This is a genomic window from Segatella copri (assembly GCF_019249655.2).
Classification (GTDB): Bacteria; Bacteroidota; Bacteroidia; order Bacteroidales; family Bacteroidaceae; genus Prevotella.
Genome location: NZ_CP137557.1, coordinates 3,005,988 through 3,029,803 on the forward strand (window position 1 = coordinate 3,005,988; position 23,816 = coordinate 3,029,803).

The following is a 23,816-nucleotide window of genomic DNA, read 5'->3' on the forward strand; positions in this document are numbered from 1 at the left end:
GAGCATATCATGAAAAAGCCTCATCAAAATGCTTCGTTGATATTGAAGAGGAAACCGGATTGTCCCGACTTTCCAAAACCATAATCCAATCTTACATTCACATCCTTCTTGAATTCCCAGCGATAGCCCACACCGGCATTCGGCAGAATCTGCCGGCTTCTCATGGCAGAGAACTTAGGAAAAACGGTGCCGGCTCCTGCCCAAACCACAATGCCGTTGCGCTTCCACACATGCTGGCGCAGCTCCACCGTAGCCTCCAGTGAATGCTTGTCACGATAGCGCCCCTCGTAGTAGCCACGCATCGAACTGGTTCCGCCCAACTCCGCCATCATGCCCCACGAAGGATTTCCGAAATTAAAATTGGCTCCGAAATCCTCAGCAAGTATCGTTCCCTTACCCAGCCGCTGATAAGCATCAAAGCGGAATTTCGTACTGCTGAAGGCATAGTCATTGCCCATGAACTTAGGCCGGAACATCTGCTTGATATTCAGATAGATGCCCCGATGTGGATTGGTCAGGTTATCTCGATTATCATAAACCAGCGATACACCCGCTCCCACATTCCAGGTATGCTTATCCATGCCCTGCAACAGTTCCGGACGTTCTATCTGCTTTCCGATTACATAATCATAAGCCGCCATCGGTCCTACATAGAAGTTATCAGCCACCTTGATGAGGAAGCTTGCCTCCACCTGAGCCTGCCATCGTTTCATATCGCTCTTGTTGTCGTCGTTATCGCCCATCTCAAAACCCATTCCCCAGAAATCAGAAGGGAATGAATAGAAATAAAGGTGATAGTCTATGCGATAGCGCCCCTGGGGTGCGAGGTGGTTACCCCTAACACCCAACATATAGAACCCCACCGTGCTCACATCGCCAAAGAGCGATACATTGGAAGGAGGAAGAATGCTGTCATTCACATCTGTACGATAGAGACCCGCCGCCACCATGCCCAAGCCAAACTTGGTATCGGATGCATAGTGCGGACCACCTATCACACTGAAGTCAAAACGCTTATGCTTCTTGTTCTTATTGGCATCATTGAAGTAATCCAGAAAGCGCGTCATCCACGATTTCCTGGTTTGAAGAGTTGAATCCGGCTCCGAGGCATAGCTGCCCAATGCCAACATCATAACAAGTATTGTCAGGATATGCTTCATAAAGTCAATATTTAAATGATTAATACACCATTGCCACATTATCAATCCACAGGGTATTGCCCGGCGTACCGATATAGGCTCCGCCATGCGAAGAAGAGAACTGCAGGATGAGATGGCTCGGCGTATCGCCAGCACTCGCCCATCCCACTTCCTTCACAGGCACACGCTTTCCCTTGCTGTTGCGGGCGTAATCGGTAGAACGGAGACCCATCGTGGCTGCATCGTAACCGGCCATGTGGCGGATGTCACCATAATGAATGGTATAGGTGGCATTCTCCACCCATCCATTGGTACTCTTGCCATACTTCACCACCATCGTTCCCACACGCTTGGCCGTGATGTTGCCCTGGGCATCCTCATGACGCTTTTGCAGATAGAGCACGGCGATGGCATAGTCGCGACCCGCCACGGTGGATGCACTGCTGAATCCGGTCTGCTTGATGCGATGAGCCACATTCGGCATGTAGGTCTTGTAGTCGAATCTCACAGCCTTAGGACGTGCCGTAAACGGGATGCCCCAGTTGATAGCCTTCGGACCATCCTTGGTACTGGTAATCGGTTCGCGCACATCGCCCAGAAAGAGGGAGCCGGCAGCCAGCACCTTGATGTTGATGAGTCCGAGCACCTTCACCTTTTCTATATGGGTAACCAGTTTGGCACAATATCCCCCCTCGTGTTTGTCGCGATACACCGAGTTGTTGGTTTTATAGATGCCTGATACATGTGCCAGCACATTGGATGATCCCCATGGCGAACCGCCCTTGTTGGTATAAGGCGTATTTCCGTTGAGGGTCATATTCGGTCCCACGGCATAGATGGTTTTCTGATTACCGCCGATGATAGCCGATTCCTTGATATTTCTTACTACCCAGTGGTCCATGTTTCCATATTTCAATGGAACCACCTTTTCCTGTCCCTTTATAGGGAGGCACGACAAGGCGGCAACCGCCATTGCTATGCCGAATACATTATGCTTCTTCATCTCAATACCTTTTATTATTCCTTAATTCATTCTAGGATATTCTTGTTACTATTCTAGGATATTCCTTATCATTATCTAACTTGAAACTGCAAAGATAAAAAAATATTTTCTACTTTTGAGTTTTCCTTGAAACAAACATGAAAATATTAAGAATTTATAATAGATTTATAGGTTTTTAATCGATGAAAAGCAAAAAAGCCCTGCATTTGCGCTAACAAATGCAGGGCTTCTATATGATAGGATGTACTACTATCGGTTAGAATACATGTTGTCGTAGTACTTCTGGTAATCACCAGAGGTTACGTTGTCCATCCATTCCTGGTTCTCGAGATACCATTTTACGGTTTCCTCGATACCCTCCTCAAACTGGAGAGATGGCTCCCAACCCAATTCCTTCTGCAACTTTCTAGAGTCAATGGCGTAACGCATATCGTGACCCTTTCGGTCGGTTACATAAGTGATGAGATCCATATCCTCGCCTTCCTTTCTGCCGAGCAGACGGTCTACTGTCTTGATGACTACCTTGATAATATCGATGTTCTTCCACTCGTTGAAACCGCCGATGTTGTAAGTCTCGGCAATCTTACCCTTGTGGAAAATCATATCGATGGCACGGGCATGATCCACTACATACAACCAGTCGCGCACGTTCTCACCCTTACCGTAAACAGGCAATGGCTTGCGATGACGGATGTTGTTGATGAACAGCGGAATCAACTTCTCTGGGAACTGGTATGGACCGTAGTTGTTAGAGCAGTTGGTTACGATGGTTGGCATACCGTATGTATCGTGGAAAGCACGAACGAAGTGGTCTGAGCTTGCCTTGGATGCTGAGTATGGAGAGTGAGGATTGTACTTGGTAGTCTCTACGAAGAACTCCTCGCCGTAAGCCTCGTGGTTCTTACCGCTGGATGCCTTGGTAGTGAAAGGAGCAGGAACGCCCTCAGGGTGAGTCATCTGCAATGCACCGTAAACCTCATCAGTAGAGATGTGGTAGAAACGCTTGCCCTCGTAACCCTCAGGAAGACTCTCCCAGTAGATCTTTGCCGCCTGGAGCAGAGACAGGGTACCCATCACGTTGGTATGAGCGAAAGTGAATGGATCCTTGATACTTCTATCTACGTGGCTCTCGGCAGCGAGATGGATGATGCCATCCACCTTGTAGTCCTGCATCAGCTTCAACATCAGGTCGAAATCGCAGATGTCGCCCTTAACGAAAGTATAGTTAGGCTTGTCCTCAATGTCCTTGAGGTTAGCCAGGTTGCCTGCGTATGTCAACTTATCGAGGTTGATGATGTGATACTCAGGATATTTGTTCACGAAAAGTCTTACTACGTGTGAGCCGATGAAACCAGCACCGCCCGTGATAATGATATTCTTCATTTCAATTAATAATTTACAATTAATAATTAATAATTATTTTGCTTCCGCCAATTCGGCGATGCACTTCTTCAAACTGTCAGTCCAGTATGGCACCTTGAAACCGAAGGTCTGCTTCAGCTTACTCTTGTCGAGCACAGAGAAGTGAGGACGCTTCACTGGGCTTGGGAACTCCTCGCTGTAGCAAGGCTGGATATCGCAGGTATTGCCGCTGAGTTCGCAGATAATCTTAGCAAAGTCGAACCAGGAACATACACCCTCGTTAGAAAAGTGGTAGATACCGGTCTTGTCGAGCTGGTTGGTCTCGATGATGTGAGAGATGACGGCAGCCAGGTCGCCAGCGTAAGTAGGAGTACCCACCTGGTCGAATACCACCTTCAGGGTGTCGTGACTAGCCGTGAGGCTCTGCATCGTCTTCACGAAGTTCTTACCCCACTGCGAGTAGAGCCATGCTGTGCGGATGATGATGTGCTTGCAGCCTGTAGCCTCGATGCTCTTTTCTCCTGCGAGCTTGGTCTTGCCGTATACACCGAGGGGGTTGGTTTCCCAGTCTTCCTTGCAAGGGATGTTCTTGTCGCCCTGGAACACATAGTCTGTGCTCACATGAATCAGGGTTCCATCGACTTCCTTCATCGCTTGCGCCAGGTTGCCTGCCGCCGTATTGTTGAGCAGGTTAGCGAGGTCGAAGTCGCTCTCTGCCTTATCCACGTTGGTATAGGCAGCGCAGTTAACGATAACCTGGATATCATTTTCCTTCACCTTTTCGCGGATAGCGTCGAGGTTAGTGATGTCCAATTTCTCATAGCCTTCAGCCACATCGGTGAAGACAAACTTGTGATTGCTGTTTTTGGCGCAAATCTGCATTTCATGGCCGAGCTGACCATTAGCGCCTGTTACTAATATATTCATTGAATTATATTTTTTATTCAACTTATTACCTAATTCCTGCCATATATATAAAGCCATATATATAAATATGTGGCAAAGGTACGTAATAAATCTGATATACGCAAGTTTTCGGTGAACAAAGTGAGGATAAAGAGGGAGATAGTAACAAAAATTAAAGATTAGGCTTTGAAAGTATAGAGCATAGATATGAAAGTTTAGGGCATAAAAAAGCCCATCACCTTCTTTCACAAGAAAATGATGGGTCTTTCCTAAACATAATAGAAAAGCATTTCTGCTTTTTTGAAAGCAATACTGATTCAATCAAGCAGGCTTCCTATTCAATCAATCCTTTTCCCTAAAAAACTAATACTGTCCTTATTTAAATCAACATACTAAATCAACAAAAGGAATATTTTATACCTTTAAAACTAACTTTTAAGAAGACTTGAAGTGGTAATAAAACCTTTGTCTTAATTATACTGCTTTTTTGAATTCCGATGCAAAAGTAGGCATAATTTCTCAAAGTTGTATACCCTAGTAGGAACTTAGTAAACTTTTAAAAAGCAAAAACTCCATAACCACCTGATAATCAATACAGGTTAAATCTTAACTATTTTTATCAAAGTAAATGATATTATATGAAAAGAAATTTGTATCTTTGCACCACAAAATCGACAAATAGACTATTTTGTCACCCTTTTGAGACTATTTTGTCCCATTTGGAGACAATTTTATCATTAACAAATTACTAATAAAAGATGAAGCAATTGTTATTTTTACTTCTTATGCTTATGATGCCACTGCTCACCCAAGGCAAAACCGATGAGAAGAAGCTTCTGGAGCGTATAGATTACATGATTGATAACGACCAGTATTATCAAGATATCAAGGAAAAAGAGCTGAAACAGCTGAAACTGCAAGCCATTGAGGCAGAAGACAGCAAGACCCGACTGCTTTTCCTTGACAGCATATACCATGCCTACAGTGCCTACCGCTACGACTCGGCTTACGCCTACATGCAGCGTGGACTGGAGTTGGCCCAGAAGGTCAACGACACCTATTATATAACACTCAACCAGATCAACCAAGCGTCCATACTCTCGGTTAGGGGATTCTATGGCATGGCCAAAAACAAGCTCGAATCGCTCAACCCCGACGAGATGCCCCACAAGCAGAAGCTGTACTACTACTTCACGTATGCCTGGTTGTATAATTACTTGGAATCCTACGCCAAGGGATCTAATTACGCCGAGGAATTCCGCAGCCAGAAGAAGCATTACATGAACCTCCTGATTCTGAATTTTAACGAAGAGGACAAACATAGTGCGTACTATCATTATCTCATGGGCGAATACATCTATCTCGACAATCCTACCAGTAAGGAAGGACTCAACCATTACCAGAAGGCACTGAAAATGTCTCCAGCCAAATCACGCATCCATGCCATGTCGGCATACGCTGTCGCCAGATATTACAAGCTTACAGGCAACTTCGATCTATACGAGGAATATCTCGTGGAAGCATCCGTGAGCGACGGCCTATGCCAGCTCAAGGAAACGGTAGCCCTGCAGAAACTTGCCTACTTCCTCTTTAAAAAGGATGAAAACAACAGCAAGAGAGCGGCTAAATACATCCAGCACACCATGGAAGATGCCCAGTTCTTCAACAACCGACTGCGCATGATGGAGATTTCAAACATCCTGCCAGTCATCGCAGCTGCCAACCAGCAGGCTGCCGAGCGTTCACGTGCCCGCATCCTTACGGGCTTCATCGCAGTAAGCGCAGCACTGATCATCATCATCATCCTTGCCTTCGTGAACAACAGGCAGAAGAACAAACTGAAGAAAAACAAGCAGAAGATTGAAGAGCAGAACAAGAAACAGATAGAGATGAACGGCCAGCTTTCAGAGATGAACAATCAGCTCACCGAACTGAACCAGCAGCTCATAGAAACCAACATCAAGCGCGAAACATACTTGCGCCTCTTTATGGACATCAGCGCTGCATACATCAGTAAGCTCGCTGATTATCGCAAACTGGTAAGCCGAAAAATCAAGGCAAACCAGGCTGCCGACCTGCTGAAGAGTCTCAACACCCACAAGTTGGAAGAGGAAGAGACACAGATGTTCTACAACCGTTTCGACAAGGCGTTCATGGAACTGTATCCAGGTTTTGTTACGGAGTTGAACAAGCTCCTGCTGCCAGAAAGCCAGCTGGAGGTGCCAACTACCCACACGCTGACCACGGAAATCCGCATCTATGCCTTGATGCGACTGGGCGTAACCGACAGTCAGGAAATAGCCACCCTGCTGCATTACTCCACCCAGACCATCTACAACTACAAATCGGGCATGAGAGCAAAGGCGATCAACCGCGATACGTTCGAATCGGATGTCAATCGCCTCTGCCACATTATTGCATAGTTAAAAGTTGATAGTTGATAGTTTATAGCAAGATTGCCTATAAACTATCAACTATCAACTATAAACTAGTCTCTGTGTATCACGGTTCCGTTGGCCTGATGCGTAGCCAAAACCAGAACTTCGGCTATCTGCACATGCTCTGGGGCACTGGCAGCATAGAAGGCTACGTCTGCCACATCATCACCATTCAATGGTTCGATGCCACGATACACATTGTCGGCACGGCGGGCATCGCCATGGAAACGGACGTTAGAGAAGTTGGTCTCCACCAATCCCGGCTTCACGTTGGTAACACGCACCTTGGTGTGAGCCACGTCAATACGCAGTCCATCGGTGATAGCCTTCACAGCCGCCTTGGTAGCACAATACACGTTGCCACCCGCATAGGCAGCATCGCCAGCCACACTACCAATGTTGATGACATGACCATGGTTTCTTCTCACCATCCCCGGCACAATGAGACGGGTCATGGTGAGCAGGCCCTTGATATTGGTATCAATCATCTGATCCCAATCATCAAAATCTCCCTCATACTCAGGTTCCAGACCACGAGCCAATCCGGCATTGTTGATGAGCACATCAATCTTTCGCCAATCCAGCGGGATGTAATCCACCGCCTTCTTGGCAGCATCACGGTTGCGCACATCGAAGGCAAGTGCCAGCACCTGGATGCCAGTACCTTCCAACTGTTTCTTCAAGATTTCCAACTTACCGGTGTTTCTACCCGTAAGAATCAGATTGTAGCCGCCTTGAGCAAAGCGACGTGCGCAAGCCTCGCCTATTCCGCTGGTTGCGCCAGTAATAAGAGCAATTTTATTCATGTATTTTGTTACTTTGAACTTTATGATTAGTCTTTGTTTTTAAAGGGTTCTTCCATCTTAAAGTATCAGAACTCTCACTTCAGCATTCGCCATTTTTTCTATCTGGTTCATCGGGCGCTTGTAGTAAACACTCTGAATCGCCTTGTTGATGATGCCGTGGCCCACGGCAAGAATCGTCTTGTCGGGATACGCCACCTTGAGCCAGGTAAGGAAGTTCTGGGCTCTCGACTTCATCTTTTCCAATCCCTCGATGTTATCAGGCCAATCCTTCGGGTCCTTGGGAAGAGAAGGGATGAATTTCCCCGTAAAATCTCCCCAGTCACGCTCACGAATCAGAGGAGTCGTCACGATATGCTGAAGAATTTCGTCTTCAGACAAAACATGGCGAGAGCCTGCAGGTTCACATTCCAGATGAGGACGGGCGATGATGGCACAGGTCTGCATGCTGCGGTAAAGGTCGCTCGAAACGAAGACATCGATGTGGTCGTTTGCCATCTTCCGGGCTACTTCCTCAGCCTGCTCAATACCCCTTTCATTCAGTCTTCCAGGCGTTTGTCCCTGCATAATTTGTGCGGCATTGTCAACGGTCTCTCCGTGACGCACCAGATACAATGTTGTCATATTTTGTTTTTGCTTACAAAATTACTGATATTTATTGAGAATAAGGAATAAATTGCGTTAAATAAGATATAAAAGGTGTAGAAAACACGGGTTATATGAAATTTCTTTTGTATTTTTGCAGTAGGAAATATATCCTGAAACGAGATATAAGATGACGGATATGACAAAAGGAAGAAAACAAGATTGCAAACGAATAAAATATTAACAAAAAATGAAAGTGATACATAGTTCATTATTCCGCGCCGTTTGCGCTATCATCGTGGGCGGACTGCTCATTCAATACCGCGAGCAGACCGTAACCTGGATTACCATAGCCATCGGCATACTGTTTTTCCTCTCGGGTGTCATCTCGCTGCTCACCTACCTGAGTGCCAAGCGAAATTCCGAGAAGATGAAGGGACAGTATCTATATGATGCCCAGGGTAACCACATCGTGGGCATGCGTCCCAACTTCCCGCTGGTGGGAATGGGTTCGCTGATTCTGGGACTGATCCTGGCGCTGATGCCAAACGTGTTTATCTCCTGGCTGATGTTCATCCTTTCGGCATTGCTGATTATGGGAGCGCTCAGTCAGATGGCGAATCTGGTGGCAGCTGCCAAGATGGGAAGAGTGGGAATCGTGTATTGGCTGATGCCTACAGCACTCCTCCTGCTCGGTCTCCTTGCCCTCTTCCGTCCTAGCTCCATCGCCTCTGCCCCACTCCTGGTCATAGGATGGGCGATGCTGGTATATGGAGTGGTAGAAGCCATGAATGCCTTCAAGGTTTCCAACAACCGGAGAAAATGGAAGAAGATGCAGGAAATCAAGACATCCGCCTCTTCTTCTGATAAGGTTTTCGAGGATGCCACATTCATTGAAGAGAAATAAAAGACTACTGCCGTCCCCAAAGGGGGCGAACTCTCAATAACCGCTGGTGGAATGACCGAAGGGAATGGAACCTGCGGATAGTGGCATAGAAAAAAGTAAGCGTCCCCGAAGGGGGCGAACAGGAATCAGATTGGATGCTGTTCGCCCCCTTCGGGGACGTTTGTTGAGTAGCGATTTTATCCGCAGGTTCCATTCCCTTCGGTCATTCCACCTGCGGTTATTCACATTCGCCCCCTTCGGGGACGGATGGAGAGAAAGTCAACACCGAGACGCCTAACGGAATCTTTCAACCTCTTATGATTGCAAATCCGCCGAGACGCCTAACGACAGATGCTAATCTACGATTAATCCACCAAGCCCTCCACATATTTACATAGAATACCGATGCCGGTGGCATTCTCGCCGCCTTGCGGGATGATGATGTCGGCATAGCGCTTGGTTGGTTCGATAAACTGCTCGTGCATAGGCTTGAGCACCTTGAGATAGCGGTCTACCACCATCGAAACCGTTCTTCCACGGTCGATGGTATCACGCTGGATATTGCGGATCAGGCGCTCATCGGCATCCGTATCCACGAAAACCTTCAGATCCATCAGGTCGCGCAATCGTTTGTCTACCAGCGTCATGATACCCTCGATGATAACCACGGGCTTCGGATCCACATGCACCGTTTCCTTCTCACGGTTGCATTTGATGTAGCTATAGGTAGGCTGCTCGATGGCACGGCCCGCTCTCAGATCCGCCAACTGCTCGTGCAGCAGTTTCCAGTCGAAAGCATCAGGATGATCGAAGTTGATCTGATGACGCTCCTCCTCGGTCATCTCCGAGGTATCATTGTAATAGGAATCCAATGGCACCACAGCCACGAAATGAGGCGGTAAAGCCTCTACCAGTCGCTTCACCACCGTGGTCTTGCCAGAACCCGTTCCGCCGGCAATACCAATTACAGTTACTTTATCTAGATTTTCCATTTATTCTATTCTATTTTTCTATAAGATATTCAAGTTTCGCAAGTAACCTCCGGTCCCCGAAGGGGGCCAACTTTCAATAACCGCTGGTGGAATGACCAAAGGTCATGGAACCTGCGGACAACCAATAGTAGGGAGAAAGCGTCCCCAAAGGGGGCGAACCACATCCAGCCTTGCTCCTGTTCGCCCCCTTCGGGGACGATAAGAGAGTATCTGTAACTATCCGCAGGTTCCATTCCCTTCGGGCATTCCACCCGCGGTTATTCACATTCGCCCCCTTCGGGGACGGTAGAATGCTACTTGCGAAACTTCTATAAGATATATTTTACTATAACAAGATATCCTCAAACATCTTGCGATAGAACTCAGCCTTCTTCTCCACCGCCATCGGATACGCCCTCGAACTCGATGGCATGCGATAGAGACGAAGCTTGCGGGAAGATGAACCCGAAGAAGAACCAGCAGATGCTCCTTCATGGTCTTCAAACTCAAACTCCACGAATCCTCCCATTTCCGGCTTTTCCTTAATCCCGAAATGTTCTGAAAAGATCTTGGTGGCTAGCTGACCGGCTGTCAGCACCGCCCTGCATTCGGGCAGCTGCCTCAGCATGCCATCCAAATCAGAAGGTTCAACCACCTGCAGGTCCTTATCCGATGCCGTGTTCTTGGTACGGATCACCTGCTGGGCAGTATCGTATATCGCCACGCCCTTCTCCTTCAGGAACTCCTTGATGGCATCCAGGCGATACGTCTTGTTCTCCACATCCACGAAGTGCAGCTTATCCGCGAAGTAGATGATGCCGAAGATTCGCCACATATCATTCTGAAAGTTAGGATAATACCAAGGCATGCACCATCGCTTCTCCGAAGGTGGAAACGTGCCGAGCATCAGCAACTTGGCATTGCCCGGCAACCAAGGCTCAAAAGGATGAATCTCAACCATTACACTTTGAACTTTCAACTTTGAACTTTGAACTTTACACTTTGAACTTTATGATTAGCTTAGCTATAAATTTTAGAACTTAACAAAGTCCTATAAACTATAAACTATCAACTATCAACTATTAATTATTAACTCTTAACTATTAACTAAATCATTTCTTTTCCTTCACCAGATACAATACCACTGGCAGGTGGTCGCTGTAGCCATTGAGCCATCTGCCACCAGCCTTGGTTCTCAGAGGCGAACCCTTATACTGGCCCTCCTGCTGGATGAGGTAGTCTCTGCGGAACACGTGGTTCTTCCAGAACTTCAGGCTAGAGTAATCCTTCTTCTTCGCATCCTTGTTCAGCAGGTTAGGAGTCATCACAATCTGGTCGAAGAGGTTCCAGCTGCCATTATAGAACAAGGTACCCTTGCCCTCCTTAGCCAGAATATTATACCAAGGATTATACATGTCGCCCTCGCCCACCTGCGAAATCTCAGGCTTCGCACGGAGCACCTCATGCATACTCTTATCCGTAGGGTCATCGTTCATATCACCCATCACGAAAACCTTCATGTCCGGATTCACTCTGAGCAGACTGTCCTTCACCACCTTGGTCTGGCGCGCACCGCTCTCACGATAGAACGAAACCGAGAAACGGCTTGGCCAGTGGCACACAATCACAGCCACATCTTCGCCCGCCATTTCGCCACGCACCGTCAGGAAACCGCGGGTCTTGAAGGCAGAATCCTTCGCCAGTTCCTGCACGTAAGGCACCAGCTTCACGTTCTTCACCCTGAAGAGTGCAGGGTTATAGAGCAGCGCACAGTCGATGCCGCGCTTATCCGGACCCTCGATGTGGCAGAACTGCATGTTGCGCGCCTTCAGCGGAGGCTGAGCCGTAAGATCCTTCAGCACATTGGCATTCTCCACCTCGGCAAGACCGATGAAGGCACAGCCCACGTTAGGGAGCACATCCGTACCCATATCAGCCAGGGCACGCGACATGTTCTTCAGCTTACTCGTATATTTCATTCCGTTCCAGCCCTTGGCAGGCAGATACTCATAGTCGTTCTTACCCGCATCGTGGCAAGTATCGAAAAGATTCTCCTGATTATAAAAACCCACTGCATACACCTGAAACTGTTTCCCTCCGGCTGCAGCCGTCTTTTTCTTCTGAGCGGAAGCACCCAAGCCAATAATCATCAGCAGGGCAGCCAAAAACCATACTTGTCTTCTCATAACTTTTGATTCTTTATTATTGATTCTTTCTCGTTATTATTGATTCTATCTCGTTATTATTGATTCTATCTCGTTCAATATTACTCGTATTTAACAGAAGTTTCGCATGTAACTTTCTACCGTCCCCGAAGGGGGCGAACAGGAGCAAGACTGGATGTGGTTCGCCCCCTTCGGGGACGCTTTCTCCCGCCTGTTTGTTGTCCGCAGGTTCCATTCCCTTCGGTCATTCCACCAGCGGTTATTGAAAGTTGGCCCCCTTCGGGGACCGGAGATTACTTGCAAAACTTGAACTGAAGTTTCGCAAGTAGCATTCTACCGTCCCCGAAGGGGGCGAATGTGAATAACCGCGGGTGGAATGACCGAAGGTCATGGAACCTGCGGATAACAGACATACTCTCTACCGTCCCCGAAGGGGGCGAACAGGAGCAAGACTGGATGTGATTCGCCCCCTTCGGGGACGCTTTCTCCCGCCTGTTTGTTGTCCGCAGGTTCCATTCCCTTCGGTCATTCCACCAGCGGTTATTGAAAGTTGGCCCCCTTCGGGGACCGGAGATTACTTGCAAAACTTGAATATTTAATTCAATCTAGATTCAATCTAGACCGCAAAGATAGCATAAATATCGCAAAAAACGCTGCAAAAATGGAGAAAAAATCATTTTTAGCAAATTTTTAACTAAAATGTCTTTCTATATTCAAAAAAAATGTGTTACTTTGCACTTGTACATTTTATTATTAACTTATACAGACTATGCAAAAGAAAATAAAATTAGCGACGTTCGCACTCTGCTCCAGCGCTCTGGCCCTCAATTCCATGCAGGCCATGGCAGCGCAGGCGATGACAGCCGCTCCAGATAACGGAGCCAAGGCCGCTCATGCCGACATGCTCAGCGTGCAGCAGAACAAGAGCATCAAGGGCGTAGTGGTCGACAAGGATGGCACTCCTATCATCGGAGCCAACATCCAGGCAGTCGGCAACGGAGCCACTCAGAGCACAGTTACCGATATGGAAGGCAATTTCATCATCGATGTAAAGCCTGGAACAAATCTCAGAATCAGTTATATCGGATTCATATCCGCAACGGTCAAGGCAAAGAACAAGATGCAGGTCAAACTCCAGAATGACCGCAGCTTCGACAACAGTCTGATGGCTGGCTCCCTCGACGAGAATGCTTTCACCTTCTCTGAAGCACAGTTGGGCGAGGACGATGACATGTCATCCAATGTCACCATCCTCAACTCTTCATCCAACGTATATGCCAAGGATGCAGGTTACCTCTTCTCGCCTGTAAGATTCCGCTATCGTGCCTTCAACCAGAAATATAACGATGTGTATATCAATGGTGCGGCAATGAACGATATGGAGACCGGACAGTTCAGATTCTCCAACATCGGAGGATTGAACCGATTCTCACGCAACGTGGATTTCGCGCTGCCGTTCGAGGCCAACGGCTATTCCATGACCGGAATGGCGGGTTCCAACAACTATGATTTCCGTGCCGGAAGCATGCAGGAAGGACAGTATGCCAGCGTGGCTGCTGCCAACCGCAACTACACCCTGCGCGGACTCTACACCTACTCCAGCGGATTCAACGCCAAGGGATGGGCCGTCACAGCCGGACTCACCTACCGCTGGGCCAACCGCGGATACGTGGAGGGCACCTACTACAACGCCCTCTCCTATTTCTTCGGCGTGCAGAAGAAGTGGATGAACGGCCACTCGCTGAGCCTCTCCACCTGGGGCAACCCTACCGAGCGAAGCACCCAGGGCGCTTCTACCGACGAGGCCTACTGGCTTGCCAACGACTACTACTACAACCCATACTGGGGATACCAGAACGGACACAAGCGTAACTCGAGAGTAGTGAACGACTTCGCCCCTTCTGCCATCGCCACATGGGACTGGGATATCAACGAAGGCATGAAGCTCACCACATCCCTCTTCGGAAAATACTCCATGTACAAGAGCACCAAGCTCAACTACAACAACGCCGAGAATCCGCAGCCAGACTACTGGAAGAACATGCCATCTGCCAACTACTACGTATGGGGCGACTTCCAGAACGGAAACAACATCTACAACTGGGATAGCTGGAACAACGCCGTGAACTACTGGCAGGCTAGCAAGCAGAACCGCCAGATAGACTGGGACCGCCTCTACTACTCCAACCAGCAGGCTGCCAAGAACGGACAGGAGACCATGTACTACTTGCAGGCCAAGCACAACGACAACCTCAACCTCGTGCTCTCCTCTACCCTCAACACCAAGCTCAACAACAAGTCGAGCCTGGCTTCGGGCTTCATGCTCGGCGTAAACCAGAACCGCCATTACCAGACCATGGAGGATATGCTGGGAGGAAAAATCTTCCACAACATCAACTCCTATGCCATCGGCGAATACTCCATCTCCGACCCACGCGTGCAGTACGACCTGAACACCGCCGGACCTAACAACACCGGCAAACTGGTGTACGAGGGCGACAAGTTCGGCTACGACTACCGCATCGACGTGCAGAAGGCAGGCGCCTGGAGCACCTACAAGACCCAGATTTCACGCTTCGAGGCCATGGTGAGCGGCCGCATCGGCTACACCGGCATGAAGCGCAAGGGATACATGCGCAACGGTATGGCTGCCGACAACAGCTATGGCAACAGCGGCACAGCCCACTTCCTCGACGGAGGCGGCAAGCTGAGCGTGAACTATGATGCAGGCCGCGGTCATGCCTTCCGCATCGGAGCCGGCTACGAGTGGCGTGCGCCTATGGCAAGCACCGCCTTCATCGCGCCTGAAATCAACAACGATTTCGTTACCAACCTCAAGAACGAGCGCATCTTCAGCTCAGAGGTAAGCTACCAGTATCAGAACGCATGGATGCATGCCAACCTGAGCGGTTACTACAGCCGAATGGAGAATGTAACCGAGTGGCAGAACTTCTACAACGACGATGAGAACTCGTTCACCTACGTGAGCATGACGGGATTGAAGAAGGAATACTACGGTCTGGAGGCTGGCTTGAAGTTCAAGCTCACTTCATGGCTCGACTTCAAGACCCTGGGCACCATCAGCGAGGCAAAGAACATCAACAACGTTACTGCCAACTACATGCTCTCGAAGAGTGCCGAGGTATATACCGACAAGGCATACGTGATAGATATGCGCGAGAGCGGTACGCCGCTCACCGTGGGAAGCATCGGTCTCGACCTCCATACCAACGGATGGTTCGTGAATCTGAATGCCAACTACTACGACCGCATCTACCTCTCCTATTCTCCAAGCTATCGCTACGAGAAGGTGCTCAAGAACCGCCAGAGTGCCCACCAGAAGTATCCGGAGATCTTCCCATCTGTGGTTACAGAAGATGGAAACAGCTGGCTGCCTGAGGCTGTGGCACAGGCGAAGGGTCACGGAGGATGGATGGTTGACATGAGCATCGGCAAGAGCATCCGATTGAAGAAGGGTTCGCTCAACTTCAACCTGATGATTACCAACCTGCTGAACAACCAGAAGCTGGTAACGGGCGGATATGAGCAGAACTCACGTTCGGGCTACACCCTCACCACAGGCGGCGAGGTGAACAACGTACGCGTTTATCAGTTCTCAAAGAATCCAAAGAAGTATTACGCATTCGGCACCAACGGCATGTTCCAGATTGGCTACCGATTCTAAAACGATGTATCATCGATTCTAGAATGACATAAAATAGATTCTAAAACGACACGACAATGAAAAAGATAAAATTCATAGCAATGGCCATGATGGCGATGGCGGGAATGATGCTGGCATCATGCATGGGCGACAGTTATGCCGACCCGGAGATGGTAGAGACCATCCCTGCTCCTCCTTACGGCAACAACCTGCTCAGAGAGAAGAACGTGGTTACCATTGCACAGCTCAAGAGCGACTACAAGACCACCATCACCGGCGGCGGATACAAGCTCATCGACAAGCCGATGATGATCAAGGGTTACATCACGGGCAACGATATCAGCGGCAACCTCTACCAGCAGGTGGCGCTGCAGGATGCCACGGGTGCTATCCTCGTAGATATCAACGGCGGCGGACTCTACGGCTATCTGCCAGTGGGTCAGGAGATTCTCATCGACCTCAACGGCCTCTACATCGGCGGCTACGGCAAGCAGGCACAGATAGGCGGCATCTACACCAACCTGAAGAAGGGAACCACATCCGTGGGAAAGATGGATCGACCAACCTGGCAGAAGCACTTCAAGCTTCTTGATGAAGCAGATGCCAGCAACGTAGAGGCAGAAGAGTTCGACCTGAGCAAGGCTGCCGATGCCAACTATCTGGAAGAGAATGCAGGCAAACTGATGACCATCAGGAAAGTGAAGTTCAACAGCGCCAACGGCAAAAACGTATGGGCAGCCAACGATGAGACCACCAACCAGAGCCTGAAGGATGCCGTTACCGGCCAGTGGATCAGCAGCAACACCGTGGTAGTGAGAACATCGGGCTATGCCCGCTTTGCCAATGCCATCCTGCCAGACGGAGCCTATGACATCACGGGTATCTTTACAAGATATAATAATGTATGGCAGATCATCATCCGCAACACCGACGATCTCTCTCCTTCTGTGCTCTCCATCTTCAAGGAGGCTTTCGATGAAAGCCAGGGTGAATTCACCACAGAAAACATCAAACTGGCCGAAGGCGTAAGCTATGCATGGAAATGGGCTTCGGCTGCATACGGCATGAAGGCATCAGGCTATGTGAACGGAGCCAATGTTGAACTCCAGTCACGACTCAAGTCACCTGCCATCAACCTGTCATCTGTCAAGAGTGCTACACTCAAGTTCGACCAGGCCATCAATTTCTCTTCCGACATGACCAAGGAATGCAAGGTTCAGGTTTCTACTGACGGAAAGACATGGACTGATTTGAAAGTTGCGGGTTATCCAACAAAGAATGGTTGGGATTTCGTTACCTCTACTGCAGATTTAACCAAGTATTGTGGCAAGACCATATACATCGGTTTCCTCTATAGCAGTTCCACATCAGCGGCCCCAACATGGGAAGTCAAGAACTTCGTGATAGATTAACAGAAATCACTTCTATACATCTGAAGTTTCGCAAGTAGCATTCTACCGTCCCCGAAGGGGGCGAATGTGAATAACCGCGGGTGGAATGACCGAAGGGAATGGAACCTGCGGATAGTCACAGATACTCTCTTATCGTCCCCGAAGGGGGCGAACAGGAGCAAGACTGGATGTGGTTCGCCCCCTTTGGGGACGCTTTCTCCCTACTATTAGTTTGTCCGCAGGTTCCATGACCTTCGGTCATTCCACCAGCGGTTATTGAAAGTTGGCCCCCTTCGGGGACCGGAGGTTACTTGTGAAACTTGAATATACATTATTATATATAGTAACATCAATAAAAAAGACAACAATATGAAAAAGTATATATTTTCAGTTTTGATGGCGGCAATGGCTGCCTTCACATTCAGCAGCTGCGAGGATGTGCCAGAACCTTACACCCTGCCTACCAAGCCAGAAGCCGGTGGCACCACTCAGGGCGAGCCAAAGGGTACAGGTACTGCTGCCGACCCATTCAACAGCATTGCAGCTATCAACTATTGCAAGACCCTGGAGGCAGGCGTGGAGTCTGACAAGGAGGTCTATATCAAGGGCAAGGTAGTGAGCATCAAGGAGCAGTTCTCTACCAGCTTCGGCAACGGATCGTTCTACATCGCCGATGACGAGACCAGCGAGAAGTTCTACATCTTCCGTTCCCTCTATCTGGGCAACAAGAAGTGGACAGCCAGCGACCCTGAGCTGAAAGAAGGCGACGAGGTGGTAGTTTGCGCCAAGGTGATGAACTACATGGGCAACACCCCAGAGACCGTAGCCAACAAAACCTATCTGGTTTCCCTGAACGGCAAGACAGCCGGTGGCTCAGGCAGTGGTGATGTCACTGGCACGGCAAAGGGCGATGGTTCCGCAGCCAACCCATTCAACAGTGTGGCAGCGCAGAAGTACACCGCAGCCCTGGCATCGGGCGCAGTTTCAGACAAGGAGTTCTACATCAAGGGTAAGGTACAGAGCATCAAGGAGCAGTTCTCTGCATCCTTCGGCAACGGATCATTCTATATTGCCGATGATGCCAACAGCACCCAGTTCTATATCTTCCGCATCTACTACTTCGGTGGCGAGAAGTGGAAGGAGGGCGATATGACGCTGAAGGAAGGCGATGAGATTGTGGTTTGCGCCAAGCTCATCAACTACATGGGCAACACTCCAGAGACCAACCAGGGCGGTAAGCTCATCTCCGTGAACGGCAAGACCAGCGGCGAAGGCGGCTCCGAGACTCCAGATACCCCATCCAAGCCAGATACTCCAGCCACAGGCGAGGGCTTGACCATCGATGGCACCACCGTTACACTGAGCAATGCGGCAGCCACAACCGCAGGTGCCAGCGTAGAGCTGAATCTCAACGCAGCAGGTTTGGCCAACCAGGCAGCCGTAGAAACCGTGAAGTTCTCAGATGGTTCCACCGTTACCTTCGATGCCAACGGTCAGGAGAATGGTCCTAAGTTCTACACCAACACCAAGGGCGTTCGCGTATATGCCAACAACAAGCTCATCTTCAAGGGCATCAAGAAGATTAAGCAGATTGTGATGACTTGCGACAGCTACAACGGCATCAACTACGTGGGCAATGCCACAGCCACCATCGAGTTTTCAGGCACCACAGCCACCTACACCAACCTCTTTACAGAGGCAACAGGCGGCGGTGTTCAGCTTCGCGTGAAGACTATCAAGATTGTTTATGCGGAGTAAGATATTTCTCCTCTACCGTCCCCGAAGGGGGCGAATGTGAATAACCGCTGGTGGAATGACCGAAGGGAATGGAACCTGCGGATGGCAGACATACACCCTCTACCGTCCCCGAAGGGGGCGAACAGGAGCAAGACTAGGTGTTGTTCGCCCCCTTTGGGGACGCTTTCTCCCTACTATTGGTTGTCCGCAGGTTCCATGACCTTTGGTCATTCCACCAGCGGTTATTGAAAGTTGGCCCCCTTCGGGGACCGGAGATTTGAAATGAGGATGCTTAATCCAACCCCAGTTTCTCAAGAAAGAAAAGAACAGATCATGCGTGACTACGAATTTCTTCGTGGTAAAGGCGTTAACTGTAGTTTCTAGAGTCAAGAATAAGAGGAAGTTATCCTATTTCCAAAATATTTCTTAAAAAGAAGAAGAAAAATTTGGTGGTTTCAGGAAAAAAGCGTAACTTTGCACCCTGAAATTGTTAACAGGCTATAATGGGCATGCCCCGATGAGGGACATGAAATGAGGAGAAAGCTTCCCCATGACGTCTATTTTTTAATCATCAAATAATAAATAAAAGAAAAAATGAAAAAAGGTATTCATCCAGAGAACTATCGTCCTGTAGTATTTAAGGATATGTCTAACGGCGATATGTTCCTCACTCAGTCAACATGCAAGACTAACGACACTGTAGAGTTCGAGGGCGAGACTTATCCAGTAGTTAAGATTGAAATCTCTAGCACATCTCACCCATTCTACACAGGTAAGAGCAAGCTCGTTGATACTGCTGGTCGCGTTGACCGCTTCATGAACCGTTACGGCAAGTTGAAGAAGTAATATACCTTTTTAATTAAAGATATATTATCAGCGAAAGATAGGAAGTGTGTTCCGTCGTAGTTGCATATACGTCGGAATGCACTTTTTTTCTTTTATAACTTAAAACATTAACAAGAATTACGAAAATTATGAAATATACCAAACTACTCATCCTCACGCTTTTGACAGCCATGACGTTCTCTGCCTGCGGCACCGACGACTCCCTGCAGTTCAGATTCCCTGACCAGGAAAACAAGGGTGACAATACTGGTGGCGGCACCGGAGAATCAACCGACAAGAGCAATGCCAACAAGAATGTGGCTACAGCCAATATGCCTGCCGTGGTGAAGAACGCCATCAACGGTCTGGAGTTCCCGAAACTCAAGAACAACGGCAGCAGCTACGCCATCGTGCACATGGATAACACCACGGGCATGGTGAACTTCTCTACCGAATGGGACGACGACATGAAGAGCCAGCGATGGAGCTGCTATACCTTCCACACCGGAAACACAGCATCTAACGTAGATAGATGGAAACCTGCTCAGGGCGAGCGCCAGTATCCATGGGATACCGACCTGCAGGAGCAGTGGGGCATCACCGATTTCACCGAAGACCCTACCCCAACCAAGCAGGGATTCGACCACGGTCATATCTGTCCTTCTGCCGACCGCAAGCTGAACCTTACCCAGCAGAAGCAGACTTTCTTCATGACCAATATGCAGCCACAGTATAGCAACTTCAACCAGCGTGGCACCTGGTATAAGATGGAGGATGAACTGCGCAAGCTGGCTCCGAAGATTGACACCGATACCCTCTTCATCGTGAAGGGCGGTACCATCGACCCGGTGGGCAGCGAGAGCAACATCCTGGGATGGAAGAAGCAGGGTGCATCAAGCGACGTGAAGCTGCCGGGCTACATCCCTGTGCCAAAGTATTTCTTCGTTGCCGTACTGAAGAAGGAGTATAACCAGAAGACCAAGCAGTATAGCTACAGTGCCTTCGGCTACTGGTTCCTGCACGAGAACAAGGCGTTCGACAAGAGCGACCTGCTGGGCAACTACGTGGTGAACATCAAGACGCTGGAAGACAAAACCGGCATCGACTTCTTCTGCAATCTGCCAGATGATATCGAGAAGAAGGTAGAGACCCAGGATGTGGAGGCTATCAAGAACCTCTGGGGATTCAAGTCATCGAAATAAAACAGCATTCATGCTATCAGATAACAGCATAAGAAAAAGGGTGTGTCATGTACTTATGACACACCCTCTTTTTTTTAATACTTCATCAAATAACCCGAAGGTTAGATGACAACGTCGGAGCTGTCACCATCCGAGCCCGTGTCCTTTCCGCCTCCCTGCGAACCGGAACCGGTGGTGCCGGAGTCAGAACCCGTGCCGCCCGTGGTGCCGCTGCCACCGGCGCTAGAGCCGCCAGGATTAGAACTTCCGCCAGCGTTAGAGCCGCCCGATGGAGAGTTGCCGGCGGAATCGTTCAAGCCCTTGTACTCCACAAGCTCCTCCACCTTCACGTCCTTGAGCAGAGTCTTCACACGCTTGCCCTGCTGCATCTCGATGGCCGACTGGAAAATGACGTGCATGCCCACGATATTGGCAGAGGTAAACTTCTTGGCGGTGTCGGCAGGCGAAGTGTTGAGACCCACCTTGAACGATCCGAAACCATCCAGCACCACGCGGTTGCCCAAGGCAAGCTGGGTAGTCACCTCGGTGACCAGGGCGCTGACCACAGCCACCACATCAGGCTCGGTAAGAGTACAGCGGTCGCGGATGTTCTGACACAGCTTCTTGGTGTAGATGGTGTCACTCACTACGGCACGGCCATAGATCTTACCCTGGGTCTTGGAACCCTTACGATTGTTCACTACTTTTCTGTATTTTACACTCATAATCAAAAAAATTAAAGGTTCTCAAGTAACCTCCGGTCCCCGAAGGGGGCCAACTTTCAATAACCGCTGGTGGAATGACCGAAGGTCATGGAACCTGCGGATAACCAATAGTAGGGAGAAAGCGTCCCCAAAGGGGGCGAACCGCATCCAGTCTTGCTCCTGTTCGCCCCCTTCGGGGACGATAAGAGAGTATCTGTCAATATCCGCAGGTTCCATTCCCTTCGGTCATTCCACCCGCGGTTATTCACATTCGCCCCCTTCGGGGACGGTAGAATGCTACTTGCGAAACTTCAGTAAAAAATTAAAGGTTAAACAAAAAATTAAAAACTAAAACTCAATCAAATAATCCAAGTCAAAAACCTGAATCAAAAACACAAATCAAACAATTCATTCTTAGTTCCCCACGCTCATGCAGGAGCTAACCCCCATCGAGGTTAAAACCGCCGTGAGCACGGAAATCAAAACCTGAATCAAAGCTTTCCATGTCTCTTTTTTCATCGTATTAAACTATTAAACTTTAAAATATCATTCATCGTAGAAATAATCAATCAACGCATTCACATCATTCGAATCACTCACATCAGAATCTGATGCCGGTTCCTGCGGCGCAGCGTATAGCTCACATGCAGCCAACGTCGGTGCTCCGAGCCCTGGGGTTCCAGAATCATCTGGTCGAACTCGCAATGGTCGCGGATAAAGGAAGAGAACTTCTCCAGCTGCTCCTTGTTGGAGATGAAGATGTCGGCAGCCTCGCCCAGCGTGTGCTGACTGCCCGGCACGCCGTGAACAGCGAGGTTCAACTGCGGACAGCGATATCCACTGGTAATCACCACCACGCCGCAATGCTGGCGCAGGGGTTCAAGTACGCACTCGCAGAGCAGCATCAATCGAGAAATCACGATGGCGTGCTGCGGCGTGTTGTCGATGCCATACTTGATGGCGGTGCCCGAACGTAAAAACTCCCCAAGGGCAAAATGGGGGGAGAGGAGCATCTGATGCATCCTCTCCACTTCCAAACTGGTGTATTCCATAGACATTAAATTTTGCAGGTCTCAAAGTCTGTTACCTAAACACTGATTCCTACTATTACTACAACTAACTTGTTCAAGTTTCGCAAGTAACCTCCGGTCCCCGAAGGGGGCCAACTTTCAATAACCGCTGGTGGAATGACCGAAGGTCATGGAACCTGCGGACAAGCATCAGAGGGGAGAAAGCGTCCCCAAAGGGGGCGAACCGCATCCAGTCTTGCTCCTGTTCGCCCCCTTCGGGGACGATAGAGAGTATGTCTGCTATCCGCAGGTTCCATTCCCTTCGGTCATTCCACCAGCGGTTATTCACATTCGCCCCCTTCGGGGACGGCAGGATGCTACTTGCAAAACTTCAGTAACTTATCTTTAAAAACAGATTTGCTTCTGAATTCTGGTGCAAAGATACAAAAAAAATCGCTTCCTGTCAAGAGTTTGAGGGCAGCTTTGAGGGCAGCTTTTAGGGCAGCCTCGCCAAACAAGCCTATTCTAACCGCAAAGAAGCGTTACGTAAAGTTTACACAATGCTTCAACCAACCTCAAATAAGCCTTACATCAATTCTTAATGATGCACCACCCGGCTTCAAACAAGCCTGATGAGCCGCTCGATAATCCTACACTCCTCCACCCCATCCAGAAGATTCATGTAAAACAGCGTGATGGTATCAGGCTTGATACCCTGACGCTGCTCCCTGGCACGCAACTTGCTCAGCGCCGACGAAGGATGAAGAGGAGCCTCCATCCCCAACGCCTCGAAACACTCCTGGTAAAGCCTCAAAAACGTCTTGGGCTGCATCAACTCATCATACATCCCCTGATGCTGATGAAGCCCGTCACCCTCCATCATCGGTGCTATATAATAGCCCACATCGTTCACCCACTCCAGCAGCAGACACTTGCTCCTCGCCCACTTATACAGACCCTTCTGCGAAAGCAACCACTCGTAATCCGAAAGCATCAGTGCCTGAGCCCTCGACTTACGCTCATTATATACTTTCCTATCCATCTAA

At 49.1% G+C, this 23,816-nt stretch carries 20 protein-coding genes; 7 read left to right on the plus strand and 13 right to left on the minus strand.

Annotated features, from left to right (window positions below; genetic code table 11):
• Positions 1 to 23: 23 nt before the first annotated feature.
• The 4 genes from KUA49_RS12335 to rfbD all read right to left on the minus strand — a co-directional run bounded on the left by KUA49_RS12335 (position 24) and on the right by rfbD (position 4,431).
• The gene (locus tag KUA49_RS12335; RefSeq protein ID WP_256624762.1) at positions 24 to 1,133 is read right to left on the minus strand and encodes a BamA/TamA family outer membrane protein; all 1,110 of its coding nucleotides are present in this window, start codon (positions 1,131 to 1,133) and stop codon (positions 24 to 26) included.
• Between the two features lie 46 nt (positions 1,134 to 1,179).
• Entirely contained in the window at positions 1,180 to 2,112 is a 933-nt protein-coding gene (locus KUA49_RS12340; RefSeq protein WP_412178610.1) for a PCMD domain-containing protein, read from the minus strand.
• 279 nt (positions 2,113 to 2,391) lie between these two features.
• Positions 2,392 to 3,525 carry a dTDP-glucose 4,6-dehydratase gene (locus KUA49_RS12345; RefSeq protein WP_203040289.1) on the minus strand — a complete coding sequence of 378 codons (1,134 nt, stop codon included), beginning with the start codon at positions 3,523 to 3,525 and terminating at the stop codon, positions 2,392 to 2,394.
• A 33-nt stretch (positions 3,526 to 3,558) separates the two neighbouring features.
• Entirely contained in the window at positions 3,559 to 4,431 is an 873-nt protein-coding gene (rfbD, locus tag KUA49_RS12350) for a dTDP-4-dehydrorhamnose reductase (protein ID WP_203049013.1), read from the minus strand.
• A 737-nt stretch (positions 4,432 to 5,168) separates the two neighbouring features.
• Between rfbD and KUA49_RS12355 the strand changes: the two genes are divergently transcribed.
• Positions 5,169 to 6,833, plus strand: coding sequence for a DUF6377 domain-containing protein (locus tag KUA49_RS12355; protein WP_218411852.1), 1,665 nt, complete (start codon positions 5,169 to 5,171; stop codon positions 6,831 to 6,833).
• A gap of 65 nt (positions 6,834 to 6,898) precedes the next feature.
• Here the strand turns inward: KUA49_RS12355 and KUA49_RS12360 are convergent, their stop codons facing one another.
• Both KUA49_RS12360 and KUA49_RS12365 read right to left on the minus strand, forming a co-directional pair.
• Positions 6,899 to 7,654 (minus strand): SDR family NAD(P)-dependent oxidoreductase, encoded by a 756-nt coding sequence (locus KUA49_RS12360; RefSeq protein WP_218411853.1) that lies wholly within the window; start codon positions 7,652 to 7,654, stop codon positions 6,899 to 6,901.
• A 57-nt stretch (positions 7,655 to 7,711) separates the two neighbouring features.
• Positions 7,712 to 8,275 (minus strand): histidine phosphatase family protein, encoded by a 564-nt coding sequence (locus KUA49_RS12365; protein WP_218411854.1) that lies wholly within the window; start codon positions 8,273 to 8,275, stop codon positions 7,712 to 7,714.
• A 211-nt stretch (positions 8,276 to 8,486) separates the two neighbouring features.
• On the opposite strand from KUA49_RS12365, the gene KUA49_RS12370 reads away from it, so the two are divergent.
• Positions 8,487 to 9,143, plus strand: a complete 657-nt coding sequence (locus KUA49_RS12370; RefSeq protein ID WP_218411855.1) for a DUF308 domain-containing protein — start codon at positions 8,487 to 8,489, stop codon at positions 9,141 to 9,143.
• 344 nt (positions 9,144 to 9,487) lie between these two features.
• Here KUA49_RS12370 and udk read toward each other — a convergent pair whose 3' ends face one another.
• From udk to KUA49_RS12385, 3 genes are all read right to left on the minus strand, one after another.
• Positions 9,488 to 10,114: a uridine kinase gene (udk, locus tag KUA49_RS12375; RefSeq protein WP_218411856.1), complete on the minus strand. Its 627-nt coding sequence runs from the start codon at positions 10,112 to 10,114 to the stop codon at positions 9,488 to 9,490.
• A 325-nt stretch (positions 10,115 to 10,439) separates the two neighbouring features.
• On the minus strand, positions 10,440 to 11,054 hold the full coding sequence (locus KUA49_RS12380; RefSeq protein WP_218411857.1) for a uracil-DNA glycosylase family protein: 615 nt from the start codon (positions 11,052 to 11,054) through the stop codon (positions 10,440 to 10,442).
• A 151-nt stretch (positions 11,055 to 11,205) separates the two neighbouring features.
• Positions 11,206 to 12,279, minus strand: a complete 1,074-nt coding sequence (locus KUA49_RS12385; protein WP_218411858.1) for an endonuclease/exonuclease/phosphatase family protein — start codon at positions 12,277 to 12,279, stop codon at positions 11,206 to 11,208.
• 748 nt (positions 12,280 to 13,027) lie between these two features.
• Here KUA49_RS12385 and KUA49_RS12390 point away from each other — a divergent pair.
• The 5 genes from KUA49_RS12390 (at position 13,028) to KUA49_RS12410 (ending at position 21,077) form a co-directional block, all read left to right on the plus strand.
• Positions 13,028 to 15,943, plus strand: coding sequence for a carboxypeptidase-like regulatory domain-containing protein (locus tag KUA49_RS12390; RefSeq protein WP_256624764.1), 2,916 nt, complete (start codon positions 13,028 to 13,030; stop codon positions 15,941 to 15,943).
• A 56-nt stretch (positions 15,944 to 15,999) separates the two neighbouring features.
• Positions 16,000 to 17,334, plus strand: a complete 1,335-nt coding sequence (locus KUA49_RS12395; RefSeq protein WP_218411859.1) for a DUF5689 domain-containing protein — start codon at positions 16,000 to 16,002, stop codon at positions 17,332 to 17,334.
• Between the two features lie 348 nt (positions 17,335 to 17,682).
• Positions 17,683 to 19,071, plus strand: a complete 1,389-nt coding sequence (locus tag KUA49_RS12400) for a hypothetical protein (protein WP_218411860.1) — start codon at positions 17,683 to 17,685, stop codon at positions 19,069 to 19,071.
• Positions 19,072 to 19,644: 573 nt separating this feature from the next.
• Entirely contained in the window at positions 19,645 to 19,896 is a 252-nt protein-coding gene (locus tag KUA49_RS12405; RefSeq protein WP_203040277.1) for a type B 50S ribosomal protein L31, read from the plus strand.
• A 128-nt stretch (positions 19,897 to 20,024) separates the two neighbouring features.
• Positions 20,025 to 21,077 (plus strand): DNA/RNA non-specific endonuclease, encoded by a 1,053-nt coding sequence (locus KUA49_RS12410; RefSeq protein WP_218411861.1) that lies wholly within the window; start codon positions 20,025 to 20,027, stop codon positions 21,075 to 21,077.
• 101 nt (positions 21,078 to 21,178) lie between these two features.
• Here KUA49_RS12410 and KUA49_RS12415 read toward each other — a convergent pair whose 3' ends face one another.
• From KUA49_RS12415 to KUA49_RS12430, 4 genes are all read right to left on the minus strand, one after another.
• Positions 21,179 to 21,781 carry an HU family DNA-binding protein gene (locus KUA49_RS12415; protein ID WP_218411862.1) on the minus strand — a complete coding sequence of 201 codons (603 nt, stop codon included), beginning with the start codon at positions 21,779 to 21,781 and terminating at the stop codon, positions 21,179 to 21,181.
• Positions 21,782 to 22,174: 393 nt separating this feature from the next.
• Positions 22,175 to 22,279, minus strand: a complete 105-nt coding sequence (locus KUA49_RS12420; protein WP_203040274.1) for a smalltalk protein — start codon at positions 22,277 to 22,279, stop codon at positions 22,175 to 22,177.
• Positions 22,280 to 22,356: 77 nt separating this feature from the next.
• On the minus strand, positions 22,357 to 22,812 hold the full coding sequence (locus KUA49_RS12425; RefSeq protein ID WP_256624765.1) for a D-Ala-D-Ala carboxypeptidase family metallohydrolase: 456 nt from the start codon (positions 22,810 to 22,812) through the stop codon (positions 22,357 to 22,359).
• A gap of 577 nt (positions 22,813 to 23,389) precedes the next feature.
• Positions 23,390 to 23,812 (minus strand): hypothetical protein, encoded by a 423-nt coding sequence (locus KUA49_RS12430; RefSeq protein WP_218411864.1) that lies wholly within the window; start codon positions 23,810 to 23,812, stop codon positions 23,390 to 23,392.
• Positions 23,813 to 23,816 lie beyond the last annotated feature (4 nt).

Bases quoted from the DNA above. Each gene is read 5' to 3' on its own strand.
- KUA49_RS12380 (WP_218411857.1), bottom strand. From the start codon at position 11,054: ATGGTTGAGATTCATCCTTTTGAGCCTTGGTTGCCGGGCAATGCCAAG.
- KUA49_RS12430 (WP_218411864.1), bottom strand. From the start codon at position 23,812: ATGGATAGGAAAGTATATAATGAGCGTAAGTCGAGGGCTCAGGCACTG.
- KUA49_RS12420 (WP_203040274.1), bottom strand. From the start codon at position 22,279: ATGAAAAAAGAGACATGGAAAGCTTTGATTCAGGTTTTGATTTCCGTG.
- KUA49_RS12390 (WP_256624764.1), top strand. From the start codon at position 13,028: ATGCAAAAGAAAATAAAATTAGCGACGTTCGCACTCTGCTCCAGCGCT.
- KUA49_RS12370 (WP_218411855.1), top strand. From the start codon at position 8,487: ATGAAAGTGATACATAGTTCATTATTCCGCGCCGTTTGCGCTATCATC.
- KUA49_RS12345 (WP_203040289.1), bottom strand. From the start codon at position 3,525: ATGAAGAATATCATTATCACGGGCGGTGCTGGTTTCATCGGCTCACAC.
- KUA49_RS12410 (WP_218411861.1), top strand. From the start codon at position 20,025: ATGAAATATACCAAACTACTCATCCTCACGCTTTTGACAGCCATGACG.
- rfbD (WP_203049013.1), bottom strand. From the start codon at position 4,431: ATGAATATATTAGTAACAGGCGCTAATGGTCAGCTCGGCCATGAAATG.
- KUA49_RS12385 (WP_218411858.1), bottom strand. From the start codon at position 12,279: ATGAGAAGACAAGTATGGTTTTTGGCTGCCCTGCTGATGATTATTGGC.
- KUA49_RS12405 (WP_203040277.1), top strand. From the start codon at position 19,645: ATGAAAAAAGGTATTCATCCAGAGAACTATCGTCCTGTAGTATTTAAG.
- KUA49_RS12365 (WP_218411854.1), bottom strand. From the start codon at position 8,275: ATGACAACATTGTATCTGGTGCGTCACGGAGAGACCGTTGACAATGCC.
- KUA49_RS12400 (WP_218411860.1), top strand. From the start codon at position 17,683: ATGAAAAAGTATATATTTTCAGTTTTGATGGCGGCAATGGCTGCCTTC.
- KUA49_RS12340 (WP_412178610.1), bottom strand. From the start codon at position 2,112: ATGGCGGTTGCCGCCTTGTCGTGCCTCCCTATAAAGGGACAGGAAAAG.
- KUA49_RS12355 (WP_218411852.1), top strand. From the start codon at position 5,169: ATGAAGCAATTGTTATTTTTACTTCTTATGCTTATGATGCCACTGCTC.
- udk (WP_218411856.1), bottom strand. From the start codon at position 10,114: ATGGAAAATCTAGATAAAGTAACTGTAATTGGTATTGCCGGCGGAACG.
- KUA49_RS12425 (WP_256624765.1), bottom strand. From the start codon at position 22,812: ATGGAATACACCAGTTTGGAAGTGGAGAGGATGCATCAGATGCTCCTC.
- KUA49_RS12415 (WP_218411862.1), bottom strand. From the start codon at position 21,781: ATGAGTGTAAAATACAGAAAAGTAGTGAACAATCGTAAGGGTTCCAAG.
- KUA49_RS12395 (WP_218411859.1), top strand. From the start codon at position 16,000: ATGAAAAAGATAAAATTCATAGCAATGGCCATGATGGCGATGGCGGGA.
- KUA49_RS12360 (WP_218411853.1), bottom strand. From the start codon at position 7,654: ATGAATAAAATTGCTCTTATTACTGGCGCAACCAGCGGAATAGGCGAG.
- KUA49_RS12335 (WP_256624762.1), bottom strand. From the start codon at position 1,133: ATGATGTTGGCATTGGGCAGCTATGCCTCGGAGCCGGATTCAACTCTT.